Source organism: Thermomonas carbonis (assembly GCF_014396975.1).
GTDB classification, from domain to species: Bacteria; Pseudomonadota; Gammaproteobacteria; order Xanthomonadales; family Xanthomonadaceae; genus Thermomonas; species Thermomonas carbonis.
Genome location: NZ_CP060719.1, coordinates 317,895 through 341,289, shown reverse-complemented (window position 1 = coordinate 341,289; position 23,395 = coordinate 317,895). Strand labels below are relative to the sequence as shown.

27 protein-coding genes, 1 pseudogene and 1 riboswitch are annotated in these 23,395 nt (G+C 64.8%); of the genes and pseudogenes, 19 read left to right on the top strand and 9 right to left on the bottom strand.

Going from position 1 to position 23,395, the window contains the following annotated elements:
- Positions 1-8 precede the first annotated feature (8 nt).
- Positions 9-818, bottom strand: a complete 810-nt coding sequence (locus H9L16_RS01710; RefSeq protein WP_229796508.1) for a M23 family metallopeptidase — start codon at positions 816-818, stop codon at positions 9-11.
- A gap of 198 nt (positions 819-1,016) precedes the next feature.
- Positions 1,017-1,149: riboswitch (SAM riboswitch) on the top strand.
- A 157-nt stretch (positions 1,150-1,306) separates the two neighbouring features.
- Here H9L16_RS01710 and metX point away from each other — a divergent pair.
- Genes metX through H9L16_RS01695 form a run of 3 tightly spaced genes read left to right on the top strand, consistent with a single transcriptional unit; the run spans position 1,307 to position 4,685 of the window.
- A complete protein-coding gene (metX, locus tag H9L16_RS01705; RefSeq protein ID WP_187552897.1) occupies positions 1,307-2,341 on the top strand; it encodes a homoserine O-succinyltransferase MetX in 1,035 nt (344 codons plus the stop codon).
- Positions 2,338-3,549, top strand: a complete 1,212-nt coding sequence (locus tag H9L16_RS01700) for an O-succinylhomoserine (thiol)-lyase (RefSeq protein WP_187552896.1) — start codon at positions 2,338-2,340, stop codon at positions 3,547-3,549. Before metX ends, H9L16_RS01700 begins: the two co-directional genes overlap by 4 nt.
- A complete protein-coding gene (locus H9L16_RS01695; protein ID WP_187552895.1) occupies positions 3,546-4,685 on the top strand; it encodes a homoserine dehydrogenase family protein in 1,140 nt (379 codons plus the stop codon). The genes H9L16_RS01700 and H9L16_RS01695 overlap by 4 nt, the downstream gene beginning before the upstream one ends.
- On the opposite strand, the gene H9L16_RS01690 is transcribed toward H9L16_RS01695, so the two are convergent.
- The gene (locus tag H9L16_RS01690) at positions 4,643-6,835 is read right to left on the bottom strand and encodes a putative bifunctional diguanylate cyclase/phosphodiesterase (RefSeq protein ID WP_187552894.1); all 2,193 of its coding nucleotides are present in this window, start codon (positions 6,833-6,835) and stop codon (positions 4,643-4,645) included. The genes H9L16_RS01695 and H9L16_RS01690 overlap by 43 nt on opposite strands.
- 59 nt (positions 6,836-6,894) lie before the next feature.
- The gene (locus tag H9L16_RS01685; RefSeq protein WP_187552893.1) at positions 6,895-8,277 is read right to left on the bottom strand and encodes an L-serine ammonia-lyase; all 1,383 of its coding nucleotides are present in this window, start codon (positions 8,275-8,277) and stop codon (positions 6,895-6,897) included.
- A 73-nt stretch (positions 8,278-8,350) separates the two neighbouring features.
- Here H9L16_RS01685 and H9L16_RS01680 point away from each other — a divergent pair, with 73 nt between their 5' ends.
- Entirely contained in the window at positions 8,351-8,581 is a 231-nt protein-coding gene (locus H9L16_RS01680) for a glutaredoxin family protein (RefSeq protein ID WP_187552892.1), read from the top strand.
- Positions 8,582-8,604: 23 nt separating this feature from the next.
- On the opposite strand, the gene H9L16_RS01675 is transcribed toward H9L16_RS01680, so the two are convergent.
- The 4 genes from H9L16_RS01675 to H9L16_RS01660 form a co-directional block, all read right to left on the bottom strand.
- Positions 8,605-9,594, bottom strand: a complete 990-nt coding sequence (locus H9L16_RS01675) for a siroheme synthase (RefSeq protein WP_187552891.1) — start codon at positions 9,592-9,594, stop codon at positions 8,605-8,607.
- Positions 9,595-9,665: 71 nt separating this feature from the next.
- Positions 9,666-10,208, bottom strand: a complete 543-nt coding sequence (locus tag H9L16_RS01670; protein ID WP_187552890.1) for a YceI family protein — start codon at positions 10,206-10,208, stop codon at positions 9,666-9,668.
- A complete protein-coding gene (locus H9L16_RS01665) occupies positions 10,201-10,785 on the bottom strand; it encodes a cytochrome b (protein WP_187552889.1) in 585 nt (194 codons plus the stop codon). The genes H9L16_RS01670 and H9L16_RS01665 overlap by 8 nt, the downstream gene beginning before the upstream one ends.
- Positions 10,786-10,803: 18 nt before the next feature.
- A complete protein-coding gene (locus H9L16_RS01660) occupies positions 10,804-11,472 on the bottom strand; it encodes a YceI family protein (protein WP_187552888.1) in 669 nt (222 codons plus the stop codon).
- Positions 11,473-11,642: 170 nt separating this feature from the next.
- Between H9L16_RS01660 and H9L16_RS01655 the strand changes: the two genes are divergently transcribed.
- A complete protein-coding gene (locus tag H9L16_RS01655; protein ID WP_187552887.1) occupies positions 11,643-12,836 on the top strand; it encodes a site-specific integrase in 1,194 nt (397 codons plus the stop codon).
- On the opposite strand, the gene H9L16_RS01650 is transcribed toward H9L16_RS01655, so the two are convergent.
- Positions 12,833-13,405 (bottom strand): hypothetical protein, encoded by a 573-nt coding sequence (locus tag H9L16_RS01650; RefSeq protein WP_187552886.1) that lies wholly within the window; start codon positions 13,403-13,405, stop codon positions 12,833-12,835. The genes H9L16_RS01655 and H9L16_RS01650 overlap by 4 nt on opposite strands.
- Positions 13,406-13,574: 169 nt before the next feature.
- On the opposite strand from H9L16_RS01650, the gene H9L16_RS01645 reads away from it, so the two are divergent.
- The 13 genes from H9L16_RS01645 to H9L16_RS01585 all read left to right on the top strand — a co-directional run bounded on the left by H9L16_RS01645 (position 13,575) and on the right by H9L16_RS01585 (position 20,598).
- Positions 13,575-13,706, top strand: coding sequence for an excisionase family DNA-binding protein (locus H9L16_RS01645; RefSeq protein ID WP_187552885.1), 132 nt, complete (start codon positions 13,575-13,577; stop codon positions 13,704-13,706).
- Positions 13,703-13,915: a hypothetical protein gene (locus H9L16_RS01640; RefSeq protein WP_187552884.1), complete on the top strand. Its 213-nt coding sequence runs from the start codon at positions 13,703-13,705 to the stop codon at positions 13,913-13,915. The genes H9L16_RS01645 and H9L16_RS01640 overlap by 4 nt, the downstream gene beginning before the upstream one ends.
- The gene (locus H9L16_RS01635; RefSeq protein WP_187552883.1) at positions 13,912-14,166 is read left to right on the top strand and encodes a hypothetical protein; all 255 of its coding nucleotides are present in this window, start codon (positions 13,912-13,914) and stop codon (positions 14,164-14,166) included. Before H9L16_RS01640 ends, H9L16_RS01635 begins: the two co-directional genes overlap by 4 nt.
- Positions 14,163-14,429 (top strand): hypothetical protein, encoded by a 267-nt coding sequence (locus H9L16_RS01630; protein WP_187552882.1) that lies wholly within the window; start codon positions 14,163-14,165, stop codon positions 14,427-14,429. Before H9L16_RS01635 ends, H9L16_RS01630 begins: the two co-directional genes overlap by 4 nt.
- Positions 14,426-14,632: a hypothetical protein gene (locus H9L16_RS01625; protein ID WP_187552881.1), complete on the top strand. Its 207-nt coding sequence runs from the start codon at positions 14,426-14,428 to the stop codon at positions 14,630-14,632. The genes H9L16_RS01630 and H9L16_RS01625 overlap by 4 nt, the downstream gene beginning before the upstream one ends.
- Positions 14,633-14,639: 7 nt before the next feature.
- Positions 14,640-14,840: a hypothetical protein gene (locus H9L16_RS01620; RefSeq protein ID WP_187552880.1), complete on the top strand. Its 201-nt coding sequence runs from the start codon at positions 14,640-14,642 to the stop codon at positions 14,838-14,840.
- 98 nt (positions 14,841-14,938) lie between these two features.
- Positions 14,939-15,400 (top strand): hypothetical protein, encoded by a 462-nt coding sequence (locus H9L16_RS01615; RefSeq protein ID WP_187552879.1) that lies wholly within the window; start codon positions 14,939-14,941, stop codon positions 15,398-15,400.
- A gap of 240 nt (positions 15,401-15,640) precedes the next feature.
- Entirely contained in the window at positions 15,641-16,441 is an 801-nt protein-coding gene (locus tag H9L16_RS01610) for a hypothetical protein (protein WP_187552878.1), read from the top strand.
- 161 nt (positions 16,442-16,602) lie between these two features.
- Positions 16,603-17,628, top strand: a complete 1,026-nt coding sequence (locus tag H9L16_RS01605) for a phage major capsid family protein (protein ID WP_187552877.1) — start codon at positions 16,603-16,605, stop codon at positions 17,626-17,628.
- Positions 17,625-17,954: a hypothetical protein gene (locus H9L16_RS01600; RefSeq protein WP_187552876.1), complete on the top strand. Its 330-nt coding sequence runs from the start codon at positions 17,625-17,627 to the stop codon at positions 17,952-17,954. Before H9L16_RS01605 ends, H9L16_RS01600 begins: the two co-directional genes overlap by 4 nt.
- Positions 17,941-19,416: a phage portal protein gene (locus H9L16_RS01595; RefSeq protein ID WP_187552875.1), complete on the top strand. Its 1,476-nt coding sequence runs from the start codon at positions 17,941-17,943 to the stop codon at positions 19,414-19,416. The genes H9L16_RS01600 and H9L16_RS01595 overlap by 14 nt, the downstream gene beginning before the upstream one ends.
- 96 nt (positions 19,417-19,512) lie before the next feature.
- Positions 19,513-19,806, top strand: coding sequence for an HNH endonuclease (locus H9L16_RS16440; protein WP_189375842.1), 294 nt, complete (start codon positions 19,513-19,515; stop codon positions 19,804-19,806).
- A 243-nt stretch (positions 19,807-20,049) separates the two neighbouring features.
- Positions 20,050-20,598, top strand: coding sequence for a hypothetical protein (locus H9L16_RS01585; RefSeq protein ID WP_187552873.1), 549 nt, complete (start codon positions 20,050-20,052; stop codon positions 20,596-20,598).
- 312 nt (positions 20,599-20,910) lie between these two features.
- Here the strand turns inward: H9L16_RS01585 and H9L16_RS01580 are convergent, their stop codons facing one another.
- Entirely contained in the window at positions 20,911-21,150 is a 240-nt protein-coding gene (locus tag H9L16_RS01580; protein ID WP_187552872.1) for a hypothetical protein, read from the bottom strand.
- A 363-nt stretch (positions 21,151-21,513) separates the two neighbouring features.
- Between H9L16_RS01580 and H9L16_RS16435 the strand changes: the two are divergent.
- A pseudogene (locus H9L16_RS16435) lies at positions 21,514-22,059 on the top strand (ligand-binding sensor domain-containing protein); the annotation flags it as partial.
- Positions 22,060-23,395 lie beyond the last annotated feature (1,336 nt).

Genomic DNA, 23,395 nt, shown 5'->3' with positions numbered 1-23,395 from the left:
CGAAAGGATCAGCGCGCCGGGATCACGCCGCGCATCCGGAACGGGATCGAGACCAAACGCATCCCCTGGTTCACCTGCACCGCGAAGTGCAGGTGCGGACCGGTGCTGAAGCCGGTATTGCCGGACAGGCCGATGCGCTGGCCGGCCTGGACCTGCTGCCCGACGCGGACCTGCACGCCATCGACGGCGAGGTGGGCGTACAGCGCCATGCTGCCGTCGTCGTGGAGGATGCGGATGAAGTTGGCCCGTGCGCGGCCATCGCCGGATGCCAAGCCGCTGGCGCGGAAGCCGGCCTCGACCTGCATCACTGTGCCGGCTCGCGCGGCGAAGATCGGCGTGCCGATGTCGGCGGCGAAATCCAGTGCATGGAGGTTCTGCACGTCCTCGTGGCTGAAACTTCCGCCGAAGCCCTGATCGATCCGTGCCGGTCCCTGCAACGGCGGCAGGTACTCGACATCGCGCGGGCGCGAATTCGAGCTGCCCGGCACGCCTTCCAGGCTGAGCCGCAAGCTGCCGCTGCGACCACTGGCGGGTCGCAGTCGCGCGACCAATACGCTGCCGTCCGCCGGGATGCTGGCGCGCGCGGGCAAATGTGGGTCGCTGGGCACGTCGCCGCCCGCGCCCGGGCGCAGGATGACTTCGATCGGGCCGGCCAGGCGATTGTCGGCCCAGGCCAGGTACTCGCCGTCGGCGGGTTCGATGCGCAGGGTGGCGATGGCGGCCGGGCCGTTGCTTCGCCCATCCGCGCCACCGACTGCCAATGGCAGGCCCGCGAGCATCAGCATCGCGGTGAGGCAGAAGGTGGTTCGGATCGTCATTGCGTCGCTGCGGCCTGCAAAGGAAGAGTCATTGATCGGGATCGTCGTGCGGACCTTTGTCCACTCCTGTCGGGATGCGCGATCTTGAGGACTGTGGCCAGTATTCCCGATGACGCCGGGTCATGACGATTGGTTATTTAAATCGCTTCATCCGGATAAAGCGATTGACATGCCCGGATCGCGTGGCCAGACTGGTTGCATCCATCGAGACCGGCTGAGGGACAGGCCCTTTGAAGCCGGGGCAACCTGATGGGGTGCAGCTGCAGTGCAGTGCGCCCATGTCGCGGTGCCAAATCCTGCGGGGACCTGTGTGTCCACCGGAAGATGGTTGCGATCCGCCGCGTGCGGTTCGCGACGCCGACGCCGTCGGTCCTTCTTTCCGGTACTCCCCGCAACGTTCCGATGGGCCGTCCACATCGGAGTGCCGCCGTGAGCCTTGCCGAACGTAGTGCCCTTGCCAGTCCGACCCTTCCCCGGGCGGCGACGGGATGCGTGCGGCCGTCACGGCGGTGCCTGATGTGCTCGACGCGCGTCACGGCGGCATCGACGCGGTGTTGCCGACCCGCCACGCCGGCACCCGCAAGCTTCGCATCGCCTATGAACTGGCAGGCCCGGCCGGTGCTCCGGTGGTGTTCGTCGCCGGCGGGATTTCCGCGCATCGCCATGTCGCGGCGAACGCGCTGGATGGCGATGCGGGCTGGGCACAAGGCCTGCTCGACGCCGGCCGCGCGCTGGATCCGGCGAACCTGCGGATCCTCGCGTTCGACTACGTGGGCGCCGATGGCAGCATCGACGCACCGATCGATACCGCCGACCAGGCCGACGCGGTCGCGCTGCTGCTCGACGCGCTGGGCATCGACGTACTCGAAGCCTTCGTCGGTTATTCGTACGGCGCGCTGGTCGGGCTGCAACTGGCCGCGCGGCATCCGCAGCGCCTGCGCAAGCTGGTCGCGGTCAGTGGTGCGCATCGCGCGCATCCGTATGCCGCAGCGTGGCGCGCGCTGCAGCGCAAGGCCGTCGCCCTCGGGCAATTGCAGTGCGCGGACGAGCAGGGGCTGTCGCTGGCCCGCCAGTTCGCGATGCTCAGCTACCGCACGCCGGAGGAATTCGGCGAGCGTTTCGATGCCGCGCCGACGTTGTGCAACGGCCATGTGCGCGTGGCCGCCGAGGATTACCTGGACGCGGCCGGCGCGAAGTTCGTCGCCCGCGTCTCCGCCACCGCGTGGCTGCGCCTGTCCGAGTCGATCGACCTGCATCGCGTCGATCCCGCGCGCGTCGGTGTGCCGACCACCGTGGTCGCGGTCGAGGGCGATCGGCTGGTGCCGATGTCCGATGCGGTCAGCCTGGTCGAAGGACTCGGCTTGAACGGCCGCCTGCGCGTGCTGCGTTCGCAGTACGGCCACGACGCCTTCCTCAAGGAAACCGACCGCATCGACGCGCTGCTCGCAGGCGAATTGCAGGCCGGCAAGCAACGTCCATCCCCCGTCCACGACTACAACGATCCGATTGGAGTATCCGTATGAGCCAGGCCCCGACCGCTACCCACGCGCGCCGCGCCACCCGCGCGGTGCGCGCCGGCATCGACCGCGACCTCGCGTTCGGTGCGGTCACTCCGCCACTGGTGCTGTCGTCGAATTTCAGCTTCGCCGGCTTCGGCGAGAAGCGCCAGTACGACTACACCCGCAGCGGCAATCCCACCCGCGACCTGCTCGGCGAGGCGTTGGCCGAACTCGAAGGCGGCGCCGGCGGCGTGGTCACCGCGACCGGCATGGGCGCGATCACCCTGGCCCTGAACGCACTGCTGCAGCCGGGCGATACGCTGGTGGTACCGCACGACTGCTACGGCGGCAGCTGGCGCCTGTTCAACGCGCTTGCGAAGAAGGGCGCGTTCGAGCTCATCACCTGCGACCTGACCGATCCGCGCGCGCTGGCCGAAGCGCTGCAGGGGTCGCCGAAGTTGGTCTGGATCGAGACGCCGTCCAACCCGCTGCTGCGGATCACCGACCTGCGCTTCGTGATCGATGCCGCGCACAAGGCCGGTGCGCTGGCACTGGTCGACAACACCTTCCTGTCGCCGGCGCTGCAGCGGCCGATCGAGGATTTCGACGCCGACTTCGTGCTGCATTCGACCACCAAGTACATCAACGGCCACAGCGACGTGGTCGGTGGCGCGGTAGTGTCGAAGGACAGGGCGCAGCACGAACAACTCACCTGGTGGGCGAATTGCCTGGGCCTGACCGGCTCGCCGTTCGACAGCTTCCTCACCCTGCGCGGGCTGCGCACGCTGGATGCGCGCCTGCGCGTGCACCAGGAGAACACTGAGGCGCTGGTCGGCTTGCTCGACGGCCACCCGGCGGTCGGCACGCTTTACTACCCCGGCCTGGCCTCGCATGCGGGGCACGCGTTGGCAGCGCGCCAGCAGCATGGCTTCGGCGCGATGCTCAGCGTCGAACTGGCCGGTGGCGAAGCCGCGGTGCGTGCGTTCGTCGATGGCCTGCAGTACTTCACCCTGGCGGAGTCGCTGGGCGGTGTGGAAAGCCTGGTCGCACATCCGGCAACGATGACCCACGCGGCGATGAGCCCGGAAGCGCGCGCGGTCGCCGGCATTTCCGACGGCCTGCTGCGGTTGTCGATCGGCATCGAACACGCCGATGACCTGCTGGCCGACATCGGTGCCGCACTCGACCGTGCGCAGACCTGCCAGGACAAACGCAAGGCCGCCGCACCGTGAGTGCACGGATCGCGCCGCTGCGCAGTCCCAGTTCCAGGCCGGCTCGCGTAGCCTTGCTCGGGACCGGGGTCGTGGGCAGCGTGGTCTGGGCACGCCTGGCCAGTTGGGCCGGTACGCCGCGTGGCGAGCGGCTGTCGCTGGTGCATGCGGCCAACTCGCGCTTCGCGATCAGCAACCGCGACGGCATCCCCGCCGACACCCGCGACATGTTGTTGCGCAACCCGCCGCATGCGAGTTCGCTGGAGGCAGTCGACGACGTGCTGGCCGGTCATGGCTCGCGCATCGTCATCGACGCCACTGCATCCGAACAGGTCGCCACGCGGCATTCGCACTGGCTGGCCCGCGGCATCCACGTGGTCACCGCCTGCAAGCTGGGGCAGGGCACCTCGCTGTCGCGCTGGCATGCGATCCAGGCGGCGCAGTCGGTCGGCGGCACGCGCTACGGCGACAGCGCGACGGTCGGCGCGGGCCTTCCGCTGCTGCGCAGCCTGCGCGCGCTGCAGGCCGGCGGCGATCGCATCCATGCGATTGCCGGGGTGTTGTCGGGGTCGATGGCCTGGCTGTTCAACCAGTACGACGGCCTGCGGCCGTTTTCCGGCTTCGTCCGCCAGGCCGGCGAGGCCGGCTACACCGAGCCCGACCCGCGCGATGACCTGTCCGGCGAAGACGTGCGCCGCAAGCTGTTGATCCTGGCCCGCGCCAGCGGCTACCCACTGGAGGCCGATGCCGTGCAGGTGGAATCGCTGGTGCCGGACGCGCTGGCATCGCTCCCACGCGACGGCGTTGCCGAAGGTCTCACTGTGGTCGACGCACCGCTGCGCGAGCGTTACGCGGCGGCGTATCGGAATGGCGAGAAGCTGCGCTTCGTCGGCCGCCTGCAGGCTGGCGGCCTGGCCACGGTCGGGTTGGAGTCGCTGCCCGCCGACCACCCGCTGGTCGGTGGCGCCGGTACCGACAATCGCGTCGCGATCTGGTCGGATCGGTATCGCGAACGCCCGCTAGTGATCCAGGGGCCGGGTGCCGGCGCGGATGTCACCGCGGCTGGCCTGCTGGACGATGCACTGGCGATCCAGGCCCTCGAGGCCGGCGCGGCTCAGGTCTTTTCGGGCAGGCCGAAGAACGCCTCGATCGGCTGAGGTCGCTGGAACACGTAGCCCTGGGCGTAGTCCACGCCCAGTGCGCGCAGGTGCTGCAGCTGCAATTCGGTTTCCGCCTGCTCGCCGACCGCCCGCTTGCCCAGAAGGTGGGCGATCTCGGTGATCGAGCGCACCACCGCTTCCGACAGGCTGGAGTGGTCGAGGTCGCGGACGAAGCTGCCGTCGATCTTCAGGTAGTCCACGTCGAGGTCGCGCAGGTAGCCGAACGAGCAGAAGCCGGTGCCGAAGTCGTCCAGCGCGAAGCGGCAGCCGAGGTCGCGCATGCGGCCGATGAAGTGTCGCGTACGCGTCATGTCGCGAACCACGCTGGTCTCGGTGATCTCCAGGCAGAACTGCTCCGGGTGAAGGGTGCTGCGTCGCAGGCGATTGGCGAAGTAGTCGCTGAAGTCTTCGTCGGTCAGTGTCGCCGCGCCGAGGTTGATGCTGCACTGCTCGACCTTCGCGGCCGCCTCGGGATGCGCTTCCAGCCAACCCAGCACTTCGCCGCAGACGTAGCGGTCCAGCCGCGGTCCCAACCGGTAGCGTTCGGCGGCGGCGATCAGTTCCGCCGGTGAACGCAGGTTGCCGTCGGCATCGCGCCAGCGCATCAGTACCTCGAAATGCGTCTGCTGCATGCCGGGGCTGCGCAGGTCGACGATCGGCTGGCACCACAATTCGACGCGCCGCTGGTCCAGCGCCTCGCGCGCGGCCATCGCGCTGTGCATCAGGCGGGTGCGGACGTGGATGCCTTCGGCGTCCTGCTCGGTCGCGAACAGCCCGTTGCCGCCCAGTTCCTTTGCCTCGAAGCAGGCGGCGTCGGTTTTCGACAGCAATTCGTCGAAGGCCATGTGCGGTGGCTGGCTGGTGGTCAGGCCGATGCTGGCGGTGGTGCCCAGGTTCTGTCCTTGCCAAGCCACGCGCATGGCCTCGATCGCGGCCAGCAGGCGGCGTCCACGCGCATTCGCACCCGCGGCGTCGAGCCGCGCCAGCACCGCGAACTCGTCGCCGCCGGTGCGCGCGATCAGCGCGGTGTCATGAAACTCGGCGCTGACCAGTGCGGCGACGCCGCGGATCATCTCGTCGCCGGCGACGTGGCTGGCGGAGTCGTTGACCAGCTTGAAGTGGTCGAGGTCGGTGTACAGCAGGGTCAGGGTTTCGCCACCTTCGCCCAGCGCCGCGCGCGCCTGCTCCTCGAAGGCGTCGCGGTTGAGCAGCCCGGTCAGCGGGTCGCGGGTGGCGCGGTGGTGCAGCGCGGCCATCACGTTGAAGCGTTCCTGGTAGGAGGCCACCAGCAGCATCGGGATCACCGAATGCACCACCAACGCGCCCATCATCAGGGTGGTGTCCTGCAGTGTTTCCGGGCGCTGGAACCCGCCCGCGCCCAGCCCCAGCATCAGCGCCAGGAATACGGTCACCCCCATCGTGGCGCAGGCAGTGAAGATCGGCGGGTAACGTGCCGCCGACCACAGCAGCAGGGCCAGTGGCAGGCTGGCCAGCGCCAGCGGATACATGCTGCCCTCGCGCCCGATGTAGAACGCCGCCAGCAGCGCCAGCAGCATCAGCAACGCCCACATTCCCCGCTCTCGCCGCCCACCTTCCGGCGGCATCAGGTGCGTGGTGTTGCGGCGATTGATATTGAACAGGAACAGCAGGCTGGGGGTGACCGCGGTGATGCCGAGCAGATCGCCCAGCAACCATTGCAAGTAAACCCGCGGCAAGTCGCCGGTGGGAATCATGTCGCCCTGGAGCATGCCCACCGTGCCGATCGCAGCACTGATCGCGCCCAGCAGCAATCCGCCGCGCAGCAGCAACAGGCCATCGTTGATGCGGAATTGCAGCTGCTTGCGGCTGTAGTGCACGTAGGCACACGCGAGCACGGTCGCGACCGAATTGCTGGCCACCGAATACAGCAGGAAGGTGCTCGGCACCGGCACCACGAACAGGTGCAGCAGCAATTGCGCGATGGCGATCGTCGGTGCCTGCTTCAGGCCGTAGCGCAGCACCGCGGCGTAGCCGATGCCGGCGGCGGGCCAGAACAGGGTGACGTCGGCGGGGGTGCGCAGGTAAAGCACCGCGATCACCGCCCCGGCGAAATACAGCCCGGTCAGCAGTGCCCCCGCAACACGCTCGCCAGCAAGGCTTGCATCCATTCAGTCTAGACCGGGAACGCCCCGCGTTGTCATCACCGTTTGATTGCAGGCATGCGATCTCAGCACTCGATGACGTTGACCGCCAGGCCGCCGCGGCTGGTTTCCTTGTACTTGTCCTGCATGTCGCGGCCGGTGTCGCGCATGGTCTTGATCACCTTGTCCAGGCTGACCTTGTGCTTGCCGTCGCCGCGCAGCGCCATGCGGCTGGCATTGATCGCCTTGACCGCGCCCATCGCGTTGCGCTCGATGCAGGGAATCTGCACCAGCCCGCCGATCGGGTCGCAGGTCAGGCCCAGATTGTGCTCCATGCCGATCTCCGCGGCGTTCTCGATCTGCCCGGGCGTGCCGCCGAGCGCGGCGGTCAGGCCGGCGGCGGCCATCGAGCAGGCCACGCCCACTTCGCCCTGGCAGCCGACCTCGGCACCGCTGATGCTGGCGTTTTCCTTGTAGAGGATACCGACCGCGGACGCGGTGAGCAGGAAATCGAACACGCCTTTCTCGTTGGCACCGGCACAGAAGCGGTCGTAGTAGTGCAGGACTGCAGGGATGATCCCGGCCGCGCCATTGGTGGGAGCGGTGACCACGCGGCCGCCGGCGGCGTTCTCCTCGTTGACGGCGAGTGCGTACAGATTCACCCAGTCGAGCACGGTCAACGGATCGCGCATCGCCGCTTCCGGCTTGGACGACAGTTCCGCAAACAAGGCGGGCGCGCGGCGGGATACGTGCAGGCCACCGGGCAGGGTGCCGGTCTGGCGAATGCCGCGCGCCACGCAGTCCTGCATCGCCTGCCACAACTCGCGCAGGCCATCGTGCACCTGCTCCTCGCTGCGCCAGGCGCGCTCGTTCGCCAGCATCAGTTGCGCAATCGACAGCCCGGATGCCGCGCAGCGCGCCAGCAGTTCGTCGCCGCTGGCGAACGGATGCGCGACCGGCGTGGTGTCGGCGACGATGCGGTCTTCCGCGGCTTCGTCCTGATTGACCACGAAGCCGCCACCCACCGAATAGTAATCCCGGTTGGCGATTTCGGCGCCACTCGCGTCATAAGCGATGAAGCGCATGCCGTTGGTGTGAAATGGCAGTTTCTGCCGCTTGTTCATCACCAAGTCGGATTTTTCGTTGAACGCGATTTCGCGCCCGCCATGCAGGCGGATCAGCTTGCTCGCGCGGATGCGTTCCAGCGCAGCGGGGATGACATCGGGATCGATCTTGTTCGGCCAATGCCCTTCCAGGCCCATCAGCACCGCCTTGTCGGTGCCGTGGCCGCGACCGGTCAACGCGAGTGAACCGAACACCTCGGCGCGCACGCGGGCCACGTCGCCCAGGCGGCCGGCTTCGGCCAGGTGGTGCTCGACGAAACGCGCCGCCGCGCGCATCGGCCCGACCGTGTGCGACGAACTCGGGCCGATGCCGATCTTGTAGAGGTCGAAGGTGGAGACGGCCATGGGCTGCGCACTGCGTGGCGGGAGCGGGTCGCTATTCTAGGCCGCCCGCAGACACGGCCACTGACGCAGGCGTATGGAACTGATCCTCTACCAGCGCGATACCTGCCATCTGTGCGACCTCGCGCTTGCGGTGTTGGCTGAGGCGCGCACGCCGGAGTTCACCAGCGTCTTCATCGACGATGACGACGCACTGGAAGCGCGCTACGGCCTGCGTGTGCCGGTGTTCCGCGCTGCCGATCGCGAACTCGAACTTGACTGGCCGTTCGATGCGGATGCGGTGCGCGCGTTCCTCGACATGGGATAGCCGTGCCAAACCCGGTCATTCGATCAGTCGCCGGGCCAGACTGCGCCGGGCAAGGTTTCGCAGGCATGCCCGCGTTCGCTCAAGGCATTGCGCAGGCCGCGGCTGCCGGCATCGGTGAAACCGCTGCCCGGGCGCAGGCAGACCACGTGCAGGCCGGCCTGCACATGCGCCGACAGCAGCTCAACCAGATCGTCGGTCGTTGGCAGCGGCTGCATCGTCGCATCGCGCCGGGCGATGTCGATGATCGCCTGGGCCACGCCGTCGCCGACCAGGATCAGGTCGGCCTGGTTGAGCAGGCGCAAGGCGCGCAGCGTGAGCAGGCCGGGATCGCCGTCGCCGCAACCGATCAATGCGACCGAACCCGCCACACGCCGCGTACCACGTTCGGCGAGTGCAGCCTCGAAGGCGTGCTCGGCGGCATCGATGTCGCCGGCGCGCAGCAACGCAGGGATGTCGCCTGTGAGCATCCGCTCGAACCAGTCGCGGCGTTCGCGCATCGCAGGCAGTCGCTGACGGATGCGGCCACGATGCCGCGCGAACAGGCGGGCGAGGTCGCCGAGCGAAGGATCGATCTCGGCTTCCAGCCGCTCGCGCAACTGGCGCGCCAGCATCGGCGCGGCGCCGGCGGAGGAAATCGCGATGGTGATCGGGTCGCGGTCGACCACCGCCGGCACCTGGTAGCTCGACAACTCGGCATCGTCGACCACGTTGATCCAGCGCTTTGCGGCCGCGGCGATGCCGGCGAGTTCGCGGTTGAGTGCGTGGTCGTCGGTCGCCGCCACCACCAGCCACGCGCGTTCGATCCACTGCGGGTCGACGGCATCGCCCTCCAGCCGATGCAGGCGTCCCTCCACCGCCAACGCCTGCAGCGCCGGTGCCAGTTCACGGGCGTAAATCAGTACCCGTGCACCGGCCCGCAGCAGCGCCTGGATCTTGCGCGTGGCGACCTCGCCGCCGCCGACCACCAGCACCTCGCGGCCGTGCAGGTCGGCGAACAGGGGAAACAGGGGCATGCAGACTCCGCGGGATCCTGCGCGTGGGCATGCAGGGTGCCACGATCGCGCGCATCGCGAGCGGTGCGCGGCTATTTCGCCTTGAACATCACCCTGGTGCTGATCGCGATCACATCCGGGATCAGCGCGGTATCGGCCCAATCGCCGCCGCCCACCCCGAACGCCAGTCGCTTGACCGTGGCCTTGCCGGCAAGCACGGGCGCTGCACCCGGCGTCCAGGTGAATTCCAGCACCACCGGCTTGCTGACGCCGCGCAGGGTCAGCACGCCGTCGGCGGCATAGCGGTTGCCGCCGAGCGCGCGGAACTTGGTGGCGTTGTATGTCGCGCGCGGGAACTTGGCGGAATCGAAGAACGACGTGCCGCGCAGCTCGCCGTCGTAGTCGGCATTCGAGGTGGCCGCTGTCGCCAGCGGAATGCTGACGACCAGCTTCGATGTCGCCAACTGCTTCGGATCGAAGCGGAAGGCCGTGGCGAAGCCGGGGAAACGCCCGGTGAAGACGTCGCCTTGATAACTGCCGGCAAAGGTCAGGGTGGATCCGGGTGCCTGCACGTAGTCGGCGGCGAAGGCGGGTGCGCACAGCAGCGTCATGGCCAGGATCAGGGTCTTACGCATCGGGGGTCTCCGGGGGCTGTTCGACGCGCCGCTGACCGCCAGGCAGCATCCGCAGCAGGGTGGCATCGCGCTGGAACAGATGGTGGTAGAACGCGGCGGCGGCATGCAGCACGACCAGTGTCGTGATCGCCCAGAACAGCGATTCGTGGATGTCCTCGGCCAGTTCGTGCAGGTCGTGGTCCTTGCCGGTGATCGCGGGCAGGTTGAACAGGCCGAACCACTGCAGCGGGTAGCCGGAAGCGGAATTGAGGATCCAGCCGCTGAGCGGCATCGCCAGCAGCAATGCGTACAGCCCGAGATGGGTGAGCGATGCGATGCGTTCCTGCCAGCGCGGCGTGCCCGGGATCGGATCGGGCGCACCCGCATGCAATCGCCAAGCGATGCGGATCGCGACCAGGGTGAGGATGGTGATCCCGATCGACTTGTGCAGCGCGTAGGTGGCGATCTTGCCGGGGCCGTTCGGCAGGTCGCCCATGGTCAGGCCCAGCCAACCGATCCAGACCAGCAACAGCAGGGTGGTCCAGTGCAGCAGCTTGCTGACGCTGCCCCATTGGTCGCGCGTGTTCTTCAGCGGCATGGCGGGCCTCGTCGTGGTTCAGTCTTGGATGGGGGTGGAGGGATCGATCGATGGTGCATCCGGCTGCGCGGGTTGCGCGTCTTCGCCATCGCGGCGGAACAGTTCGGCTTCGATGCGCAACTCGATGTCGTCGCCGACCAGCGACTGCCAACGGGTCATGCCGTAATCGCTGCGCTTGAGCATCGCGGTCGCGGAAAATCCGATCGTGCGGCGGAACGGCGGCAGCGGATAGCGACCGGCCTTGTTCATGACGATGTCCAGGCACAGCGGCCGGGTGACGCCGTGCAAGGTCAGCTGGCCGCAGGCACGGCCGCGGTTGCCGGCCTCGCGTTGCAGACCGTTGGTGGCGACGAAACGCGCCTGCGGATAGCGCTTCACGTCGAGGAAGCGCGGGGCGAATACCGAGGCGGTCCAGTCGCTGTCGCCCATGTCCAGCTTGTGCATCGGCACCACAACGTCAAGGCGCGCGCTGGACCAGTCGTCCACATCGAAATGCAGGCTGCCCTCGCTGCCGGAAATGGTGCCGATCGCCTTGGAGAAACCGGCGTGGTCGATGGCGAACAGGACTCGCGTATGCACCGGGTCGAATGCGTAGCGCGCGGTCTCGCCGGCCACTGCGGGTACGGACGTCAGCGCCACCAACAGGGCTGGCAGGCAGGAGACTGTGAGGCGTTGCCGGGGAACCATTGCGGGATTCTAGGCCTCCATCATGAAACCGGCGCGCTTGCGTCCGCAACGCAATGTTTTGCCGTTGTTACTCAACGGCTTAGCGCCTAAGTGATTGATTCTGTGTCCCATCGAGTTCCACTCCGTATGGCGACGCACCCGATTTTGCGGAATAGGTGCAGAATCGCACCATGCCTAAGCTGACACGCTCTAAGTTGTCGAAAGCTGGTGTGGAAGCTGCCAAGCCGGCGGCCTCAGTCTACGTGCTACGCGACACGGATCCTGCTGGGCTGATCCTACGTGTTCAGCCATCCGGCAAGAAGGCGTGGGCCGTGACGTGGGGCAGGGGACAGGCGCGCAACCTCGGCGACTTCCCTGTGATGACGCTGGCGGCTGCCCGCCATGCGGCAACCATGGTGCTGGCCGAGATCGCCGCACACGGCGCGCCAGTCAAGTCGGCGCGCGGCAAGGCCGACACGCTGGGCGAGTTCATGGAAGGCCACTACGCGCCCTACGTGCTGGCGAACGCCAAGGCCGGCAAGGGGACTATCGGCGCAATCAAGACCGTCTTCGGCCACTGGTACGGGCGGCGCATGGATAGCATCACCGTCCACGACTGGGACGCGCTGAAGACTGAGCGCCTTAACGCTGGCATGAAACCGGCGACTGCGAACCGTGACCTAGACAGGATCAAGGCGGCGCTGCAGCAGGCCGTGACGTGGAAGCTGCTGACGACGAATCCGCTGGCCGGCGTGAAGCGGATTACGCGCGGTATCGAGAAGCGGGTGCGCTACCTATCACCCGTGGAGTCCAAGGCGCTCAGGGACGCGCTAGACGCGCGTGAGGCGCACAGGAAGGCACGCCGGGAACGTGGAGACCAATGGCGCAAGGATCGCAGCCAAGCCCCGATGGGCGCGTTTCAGGGCTATACCGACCACGTCATGCCCATGGTGCTGCTGGCGCTGAATACAGGGATGCGTCGTGGCGAGTTGTCACAGATCCGCTGGGGCGATGTCGACCTGAAGGCGAAGGTTCTGACCATCCGCGCCGGCTACGCAAAGAACGGAAAGGATCGGCACCTACCGCTCAACAGCGAGGCGGTGACAGTCCTCACGACCTGGCGCAAGGATCATCCGGGCAATGGCCCCGTGTTCGGGGTCTTCAGCATGCAGGATGGTTGGGAGGCACTTCTGACCGACGCGAAGATTCAGGACTTCCGATTCCACGACATGCGGCACGACTTCGCTTCGCGGCTGGTCATGGCCGGAGTCGACTTGAACACTGTTCGGGAATTGCTGGGACACAGCGACATCACGATGACGCTGCGGTATGCGCACCTTGCGCCGGAACACAAGGCGGCGGCGGTGGAGTTGCTGGTTGGCTAGCCGGTGCGCTTCAAGAAGTCCTGCACCCAAGCCTCTTCCTGTTCTTTCTTCTCAGCCACCTCTTCCTCTGATGGAAAGACGATGGAGTGCAGGCTGATTGGTTCATGGATTCGCCACCATGTGCCGCCGATTGCACGGCTTATCACCATCCAATGATCCATGGCGAACTTCACAACCTCCATCTTCATGCGCTGCGACACCTTGGCCTCCCGCTCGCTTTCGGCGGCCTTCATTTCCTTGGACGAAAACACAACGTCCAGGATGTGCCGATCTTCAACGCTCACGAAGCGCTCGCTGATGAGATAAAGGCTAATCAGTCTCCTACCTCGTGGCGTGAGTTCGACCTTGTCCACAACCTCAGGAATCGTCATTCCGTTACTTAGCTTCGCCGACGAAAGCATGTCTGAAATCGCCTTTTCGGCAGCCGAGCTAAGGGACAAATTGTTGTCCGCCGCATAGACCTCTAGCCCCAATTTGAGATGGGGAGGTAGGCGCACGCTGAACTGTTCCGGCTTGTCGCCAGTGGCTTTGGCCGGGCGTCCGGGGCCGCGTTTGGTGGGCTTTGACATGGCCTGATTTTGGCAGTTTGCGAAAACTGTTGCAAATGCCCGTGGGGTGTCATATGGTTTCGGCAGGTTTCGCACACTACGAAACCTGTTCAATCCATCCAACGGAGGACAAAATGCAGCAGGAACAAAAACTTAGCTACTCCCGGAGGCCGCAGCAGCGGCTACCGACATGAACCGCAGCGCGATCTACCGCGCAATCCAGTCCGGAGACCTGAAGTCCTACAAGGTCGGCAGGCTCCGCCGGATCACCCGGCAAGCGCTGGAGAACTACGTCTCCAAGCTGGAAAAGGGGGCCGCATGAACACCGACACCGACAAGGCGTTGATCGCGAAGATCAATCGCCGACTGGCAAAGGACGGGCAGGCGTTGCGCACGGCTCGCGGTGAGAACCCGGACAGCAATCTCGGGCTGCACTACATCGTGGACGTTGACCACAACACGGTCGCCGCCACGCACTGCGACCTGCAAACCCTCGCCACCGAGCTTGGCATTGCGCAGGTGTCGCCATGAGCGCCGTACGCCAGCAGCTAGTGGCCGAAGTGAAGGCATCGATTCCGGTCAGTGACCACGCGCGCGACGCGCAGGAAGTCGAGTTTCTGAAGCTCTACCGAGAGGCGAACGCGGTCGACCAGAAGCGGATGCGCAAGCTGATGCGCGCGGCCATCCAGAACATGCTGCCACCTCCTGAGGTCGGGGCGACCATGACGCGGGAAGAGGTCGACGCATTCGCCGATAGCCTGCCCGAGGAGTTCGCCGCATGAGCGCCGTGACCGAGAGGAAGGGTGTTCGCTCTGGCGCGCATAGCGTCCGTGGATTCATGGGCGAAGCAGGATTGCAGGTCGCGCACGGTGGGGATCCGCACAAGGCAATCAAGGCGGCGACGCTACTGGTCAATAGCGCATTGCTATGCGTTAGCGCCTCAGTCGATATGGAGTTTGAGGATCGCCATGCGCCGACCTTCGCCGCAATGCACCTGCTGGAAGTTGCAGAGGCGATTCTGGACGCAACTGAGGTGCCGGCGTGAGCGTGCATCCGACTTACTTCCTGCCGATCCAGGACGTGGACAAGGCGACGGAGATTCGCATTAAGGCGTTCGCTGTCCTCGACCTGCTGCAGTCGGTTGACGCATCCGACCCGAACCTTTCCGACGACACATTGCCCGGCATTTCTTTGCTGCTGAAGGGCATGGTCGCCGACCTCGAAACCATCGCAACACGTCAACGCTGAGGAAGCCATGGCAGACAACATTTTCACGATGACGCGGCAGCCGACGTTGTCCGACTTGGGCGAGGGCTTGGCCGGTAAGTTCGCAGAGTTGAGCAAGCGGCCATGCGCGGACAAATGCGACTGCCTGTTGCGCGACCTGGCGGATGCGAGGACTGCGGTGTCGCAGTTGCGCACGCGCTTGATTCGCGGCGATGGCGAGGCCGCATAAGCGAAACCCCAGACCGTTGGCGCGGCTGGGGCTTCAAGGTGCAATCGGGCTAACGAGTGCAGGGGCCAGTGTAACGCTGGCCCCGGCGAGGGACAACAATGGGCGCGGCCCCTGATTTGAGAATCGTTCCAAGTTGCGACGGCGTCATCGATGGCGGTTTGCCGGCCCTGATACCACCGGGCGAATACCAGCTATCACTCCAGCACTGGCAGACGTACAAGTTCATGGGCCGGTCTCCAAAGCTGTCCCTGTCATTCACCGTAGTCGACCCCGGCGAACACTTCGGGGCGCTGGTGTCTCGGCACTACAACGTCGCCGCGCTAGTGGGCAAGGAAGGCCGCTCAGGGCGTTTCAAGGCATCGGCAGGCTGCGACCTTGTTCGCGAATACGCGCGCCTGCTAGAGCTTCCGGGGCGCTTTGACAGGTTTGACCTCCAGAGCCTTACCCGCCGCATCATCGTCGGCAAGGTGGACACCGTCACCACGACTGCCCGCCAGCAGAAGCTAGCACCTGCTGTCCGTTACTCAGTCGTCCGCGAGCTTCTGAGGATCGCAGCATGAAAGCTCTTGCACTTGCACCTATACCTTCACCTGCACCTAGACCTGTACCCACACCTACAAGTCATCCCCTGAAAGCGGCTCTGCAATTAGCTTTGAGCGGTTTGGCTTGGCAACGACTTTTCCCTGATTCGGCGCTTCTAAGGCGGACGCCGGATATCTGCCTAGCTGTCCATCTGCCACCGGATGAGGCGGCCCCCCACAAGGGGCCGTCCATCCGGGAAGTCATTCTGAGGCTAGGCCATGAATGCCTGCTGCCGGATTCCGATAAAGCTGGTCGGCTGGGAATTTCCCTGTCCGTGGCCTGACAAGGTGATGTCGCCGTTCTACTCGCTGACCGTGACGGGGATTGCAGGCAGGCGCGCACCGTGCGAGAGGATCGATCCGATTGGACGGCGACCGCGCATTGTCTATTTCGTTGGCGATGGCATGCGCGTTGCGGTAGGGCGTCGCGGCGAAACAGCCGATAGCCTGTGGAGCGAGATAAGGCGCATTTATCCCGGTTGCGACGCTTGCGACATGAGCGACGACTTCCCAGCACTCGACCGGCTGGCGGATTACGCATCGGGCACGATCAAGTCGGCACGCGAGGCCGCAGCGGCTGCAAAGATGCGAAAGGCCGCGCTCCTGGACATTGCCAGCGACGCGGAAACGATGAAGCTCGCCGTGCTGCTGAACGATGAGGCGCAGAGTTCGATGTGGCGCGAGCAACACGCAGCGGTGCCACGGCAGGAAAAGAAACAGCAAGGCGTCGGGAAAACCGAACGCACCGGACGGATGACCACGCGCGGCAGGCCGATCCTGCGCAAGATTGGCGCGGAGTGCTGGTATGGCGGGGAGAACTTGCACCGATCGCCGCCTACCCGAGATCACGACGGGGCCGTGCGGATCCAGCGATGGACAGACGACGAACTGTTGTGCAGGCCAATCCCCGGAAATTGGGGAACAAGGCCGTATCGGCATAGAGACACTGGCGACGATTATGAACGGTTGCCAACGCCACCCGAAGAACGGGAACCGCTAGCGCCTCACGCAGGGGCATAGGGTAGGAACAACGAATTAAGGGCTGCCAATCGGCGGCCCTTTTTCTTTGGCGAAAAGATTCCCGGCGCATTGCCGGATTCGCTGGTCACTGGCGCTCAGTGGCAAAAATCGGAAATGCCAATCGGCGTGATGCCGTCGGCTCCGAAAAGGAAAAACAATCAATGTCTACCGTCTCCCTCGTTCCTCGCGGGCGTAATTTTGTGCGCGGCGTTATTGCCCACACCATGGCGTCCGCTAACCCCGAGTCATACGCAGCCAATCGCTGGGGGCATTCCCACGCGCAGACCATCGCAAAGGCTGCTGTTCCCGCCATCTCAGCAGAAGCAGGCGGCACGCCAGAGGCCCGCGAGTTCTTCGGGATGGCGATTGAACAAAGTCTGTTGGGCCGGGTTCCAAACCTGCGCCGCATCGGCTTCAACATTCCGAACCTGCGGCAGACCACTGGCGCGCGTGGCTATTGGGTTAGCGAGGCTCGCCCGATTCCCCTGTCCACTGCGGCGATGGATCGCTTCACGCTGCTGCCGTTGACCGTCGCATCGATCATCGTGGCAACGAAAGAAGCCGTGATGAGCATGGGCGAGGTGCAGGAAGCCGCGCTGCAACGCGACCTGTTGAACGCCATTGCGGGCGCGGTCGACATTGCATTCATCGACCCCGACAACGCGGGCACTCCCGATCAAGCGCCGGCTTCCATCACCAACGGCGCTTTTCAGTTCGCATCCAGCGGCAACATTCGGCAGGACATCCGAAACCTGTTTGACCAGTATCAAGGCAGCATGTTGACCGCGTGCATCGTCATGCATCCGCGCGTAGCTGTCCGGATCGGCGTGGCCGCTTCCCAGCTTGGCGACACGAAGCTTACCGTTCGCGGCGGCGTGCTGATGGGCGTGCCTGTTGTTTGCAGCGAGTCCGTCCCGTTCGATAGCAACGGCGGCACCATCACGATCTTCGACGCGGCAGCAGTTGCCTATGCGGCACGCGACTTCGACCTGAGCATGAGCGAAGAAGCGACGCTGCAAATGAGCGATTCGCCCACGTTCGGCAGCGGCGATTTCGTCTCGCTTTTCCAGACCAACTCAATCGCTTGGCGCGGCACTGCGTCCGCGAACTGGGAAGTCAACGGCGCGGGTAACGTCGTGACCATGACCGGCGTGAGCTATGGTCTCGATGAGGTGGCCTACGGATGAGCCTGAGTAAAGCGGAGGCTCAACTCGCCCTGGCGAACGATGTCGCGCGCGTTTACCGCGTTTACGGCGTCACCGACTTCAGCATGTTGGCAAACCCGAACACTGATGGCTGTTCGGTGAATATGGAAGCCTACTTCCCTGACCTGCCGGCAACACGTTTTCGCTCGGTCAACGTCGCACTGACAGCAGCCGGCTGGAATATCTACATCGAGCAGCAATGGGTGCACGAGTTTTCCCACGTCCTGCGTAAGCGCCTGGAGGTGGAGGCATTCGCCCGCCAGTATGCAGAGGCGCAGACAAGGAAGGTGATCGATGGGTATCGTTGATCGCTTCCGGGGCTTCCTGTCCCGAGAGAAGGCCGCGCCCGCGCTGGTGCCGGTCTCGACGCCACGCATGGGCACCGGCTGGTTTCCGCTGGTCACTGAACCCTATGCCGGCGCATGGCAGCAGGGCGTCACTGGCGAGCGTGCCGAGAACGTCACGGGCTACTCAACGGTTTACGCCTGCCTTAGCCGCATCGCAAAGGATATCGGCAAGTTGCCGTTTACCCTGCGCGAGCTGGACGCTAACGGTTTGTGGCGAGAAACCACGAACCCCGCTTATTCGCCAGTCCTACGCAGGCCGAACCACTATCAGACGGCGGCGCAGTTCCGGGAATCGTGGATCCTGAGCAAACTTCAGCACGGAAACGCCTACATCTTGAAGCGGCGAGACTTGCGCGGCGTAGTTGACGGACTTTTCATCCTAGACCCGACGAAAGTTAAGGCGCTCGTTTCGGACACCGGCGACGTGTTCTATGAGTTGTCGGTCGACAACTTGAACCACCTTAGCGAGAACGGTCGGATCATCGTGCCAGCGCGCGAGATGATCCACGACCGCGAGGTGACGCTCTACCATCCATTGATTGGCGTTCCGCCACTGCTGGCCGCGTACTGGCCTGCGGTCAAGAATCAGCGAATCAATCGGACGGGCGCGGAGTTCTTCGGCAACCATGCGCAACCCGGTGGCGTACTCACTGCACCGGCTGGCATGTCTGAGCCTGACGCGCTGAAGCTCCAGCAATTCTGGCAGCAAAACTACACCGGCAGCAATGCGGGGAAGATCGCGGTCATTGGCGCAGACCTGAAATATCAGGGCTTCGCAAACAACGCTGCGGATAGCCAGCTTGTCGAGCAACTGAAGTATTCGGATGAGCAGATATGCCATGCGTTTGGCGTGCCGCCTTACAAGATCGGCATCGGACATTTGCCTACCGGATTGAAGGTGGGCGACGTTTCGCAGGTCTACTATCAGGACGCACTACAGGCCCGCATCGAGTCCATGGAGGACTGTCTAGACCACGGGCTTGGGTTGGGTGACGCGATAGGCGTGGAGTTGAACCTGGAGCCGCTATTGCGCATGGATGCACAGCAGCAGGCAGAAATAGAAGGCGCGCTGGTCAAGAACGGAATCAAGGCACCGAACGAGGCTCGCCGACGCTTCGGGCTGAAGCCGTTGGAAGGTGGCGATAGCGTCTATCTGCAAATGCAGAACTTCAGCCTGCAGGCGCTTGCAAGGCGCGATCAATCCGCCGATCCGTTTGGCACTGGCACCGGCAAGGATGCAGGCCCGCTACTCACGCGAGGACAGGCCAACTACATCCAGAAGGTGATGGAAGGCCGCGACCCAAAGATGCGGGCACGGTTCAACAACACCACGCAACGCTGGGAGACGCTGGCAGGTAGTGGCGAATGGAACCCGGCCAGTTGGCGCTGGACGCAAGAGCATGAGGCACGCTGGGCAGCGTGACCCCACGGCGGGCAGGCTGGCGAGAGCCTGCGTCCGCACCGGACACCGCCGACGAAGCTTTGCACGCACATCCACAATTGAGCAGACGACCCCACGATGACCGCGACTCGATACGGGAACGGACGCGGCGGCAGACCATGGCGAAGGCTAAGGGATGCAGTAGCGATCCGTGACGGATACAAGTGCTATGTCTGCGGTCGCATCGTGGAGCAGGGCGAGTGTGACCATGTTGTTCCGGTCTCCCAAGGCGGCAAGACGGAGCTGGGCAACTTGGGCTGGATTTGTCCGTCGCCTTGCCATGCGGACAAGTCTGCGCGTGAGGCGGCAGAGGCTCAGGGACGCACCGTGAGGCCCAAGGCACGTATCGGCGTGGATGGCTGGCCGATTTAGGCGGCGGGGCCGTTGCTGGGCCGCTGAGGCGGTCTCGGACACCGTCGTCGGAATTGGCTTAGGACTAACCGTAACAAATCCACGAAAGGCACCCCGTCCGGCCAATTGGCGCTGTCCGCTCTAAGAGGCGGTGACGGTGTCCAGGTCATGCGGCAGCGCGTGGCAAACAACCCCCGAGACCCAAAACATGCCGGTGACTAGCCGGTGACGCGCGCGTGCGCGCGAGGACTATCAGGCGAGGCAATGATGGCAGTTGCGTATCACTACACAAGGTTCCATTCCGCGATTCAAATCATCCAGTCGGGAAAGATCAATTTAAGCGTGCCAGACCCAAATGGCCCCTTTGCCAGCGAGCCAAGCGCGGTTTGGTTTTCGACCGTTGACGGTTTCGAGCTTGGCATGGGGACGCTTATCAACATCCCCGAAACAGGCGAACGATTGCAGTTCCCTTTGGAGTTGCAAGCCGAGTTATGGGGGCTTGCCCGCTTCAGGACGGATACCGCACTGCTAACCAGCTTCAATGACCTCGTGCTGAGAGGGCAGTGCATGGATTCCCTCTTGTCCGACCTGTCGGCAGGTCACGACGTAAACGATTGGTACGTGAGCGAACGTCCATTCTCGTTGCGCTGGTGTACCGGCGCAGACCTCTACATCGATGGTCGCTGGGTGCCGCTGACAGCCGAGACGCTAGAGGCCATGCGTTGCCGATTGCCTAGCCGCGTCGGCGCGACGATGACCGAAGCATTGGGGATCCTGCGGGCACGCTCTGCGCCTGTAGAGATCGCGGCCTAACTCTCAGGGTCTTTTTCCTTCCACCAATCGCGCCGACCCTTGCCACGTCTGCGCGCCCATTCCTTCGACTCCGCCGCAGAGCGTTCTTCAGGCGTGCGGGAGTCTCTACCGCGCATCGCCGACTGCGGGCCGTATAGGGTGAACTCGTCGGGCTTGGGGTTTTTGTCCATGGCGCGAGAGTGCAGGGCGCGCGTCGCACGGGCTGGGACGCTCAGTGCGTCGACTGCCGGAGTAGACGAAGCATCCACGCGGCCTTAGCGTCGCCGGCTGCTGCTGCTGCGGCTCTGAGGGCGTTTAGGAGGGCTTGTGGCGTCATTCGCGCTTGTAGTCCGCTTCCGGCACAAGGATTTCGCCTGTCTCAACGAGCTGAAACCTGCGTTCGCCAAGGTACGCCACCGATTGACCATCCAGCGTCCGAATGGTGGGAAGCGATGGCGTCTCCCATTTTGTTCCATCCATGAAAACTCCTTTCAGCGCGGTGCCACTGCGGACGGTCACCTTGTACCGCGTTCCGTCCGCTTCCCCGACTAACACCAAGTGAGCTTCAGACATGACGTTTCCTGTGAGCAGTGCGACCGAGCGCCAAGAGGCTGTTTCGAAAATACTTCACTACGCCGACGAGCACTTGATGAGCGGCCATCATATTGAACTGGCGTTCGAGATTGGTTGCGCCGCAATGGTGGCACTAAGGCATCGGCGGCACCTAGTGTCAGAACAGAAAGTATCCGAGTCGGGAACCACCCGCTAAAGGCGTGGGCGAGGAATTGTGCAGAACGGATGCAGAATCCAAAGAAAAAGGCCGTCCAGCTAGGCGGCCTTATACGTTTCAGTTATTGATCTTTGAGGCATATCTAGAACCGAAGACGTCTGCGTCCGCAACGAAGCGTTGCCAGCATCGGCACGGGGAGAACCGACATGCATGGAATCCGATGGCTGGTCTTGCTGGCGCTGCTGGCGTGCGCATGCACGCCGGCCGGGGTGCCCGAACGCCCGCGTTTCCGCGTGGCCGGCGCGGCGCAGGGCCTGCCCTCGACCGATATCAAGGCATTGGCCCGCGACGCCGACGGCTACCTGTGGATCGCTACCGCGGACGGGCTGGCCCGCCATGACGGCATCGACATGCGCACGTGGCGGCACGATCCGCAGGATCCGGCCGGGTTGCCTGGCAACAACGTGCAGGCACTGGTGGTCGATGCGCGCAATCGCATCTGGATCGCGCCTGAGGGCGGCGGCTTGAGCGTGCTGGATGCGCGGCGCGCACGCTTTACCCATTACCGCATGGCCACCCATCCGCAACTCGCGAGCGAGGACGTCTGGGCGTTGGCCCGCCAGGGTGATGTGGTCTGGGCCGGCACCTACGACGGCGGGCTGACCCGCATCGATGCCGATGGCGCGATGCAACGCTACACGCAGGCCGATGACGGCCTACCGTCCGATACCGTGCTGTCCCTCGCGGTCGATGCGGACGGTGTGTTGTGGGTCGGAACCGACAAGGGACTGGCCCGCCAGCGTGGCAAACGTTTCGAGACCGTCTTGTTACCGGGTGGAGATGGCGTACCGATGGTATTTTCGGTCTCCCTCCAGTTGGACGGGTTGTGGGTCGGGACCTCGCTGGGAGTGTGGCGGCATGCGCGAGGCCGTTGGTTGCAGCCGTACTGGTCATCGATGTTTCATAACCCTATTGCGATGACTGCCATTGCTACTGATCGTCATGGCGATCACTGGATAGGTACCAGCCGTGGGCTATGGCGACAGCACGGAAATGCTGCACCGGAGCCTGTTTTAACTGGGGGCCTCGAGATCCCAAGAATGCTTTATGCGCTGTTGGCAGAGGCAGATGGTGCCTTGTGGATACCGATCGCGGGGCGTGGCTTGGGGTACCTGCGCGCCGATTGGCGGCATGCGGCCCGCCTTCAAGGCGATGCCGATGGCTTGGCTGGCGCAACTTACCGCGCCATCGGTGCCGCGCGCGAAGGCGGTGCCTGGTTGGGTGGTGTGAATGGCGTGGTCGAGTACCTGGCCAGCGATGGCATCGCCCGGCCGCTTGAGGCCGACGCCCTGGCGCGGTTGCGGGACACCCGTGCCACCTCGATCGTGGAAGATCGGGGTGGACGGCTCTGGCTGGGTCATCGAAAGGGGCTAGTGCGGATCGGCGCCGATGGTGCCATTGACGAATGGCGGAGTGACGATCCGGTTGCGCCAGCGCCACCCACGCATATCGCGCAGTTATCACTGGCAGCGGATGGCAAGCTGTGGCTGATGGCGCCGGGCGGCGGTATCCAGCAGCGAGATCCCGTCACGGGCCGCATCCTGTTCGAGGTCGCTGCCGGTGATGCCGGTGGACTGGGCAGTGCCGACATCGACGCGATGGTGATCGCGCCCGATGGTGCGCCATGGGTCGCCGGCAGCGACGGTGTGGCATCGCTGGATCGCACACGCGGCCGATTCCGTTCCATCCAGGCGCTGGGTTCCGAACGCGTGCATGCGCTTGCCTTCGACGGCCCCGACCTGCTGTGGCTGCAGCGGCTGTCGGGGCTGGAACAGTACCGACGCGAAGACGCCGGCTGGCAGCGGATCGATCGCGTGGATGCCCGCCACGGCATGCCCGCAGTAGCGGCCGCGGCGTTGCTCGTCGATGCGCGCCACCGGGTCTGGATCACCACCAGCCGCGGGCTGTATCGCTGGGAACCGGTACGCCGCAACCTGCGCCACGTCGGCATGCAGGATGGGGCCAGCAGCGAGGAATACCTGGATCGCAGCGCCGTGTTGCGCGAAGACGGCGTGCTCTTGGCCGCCA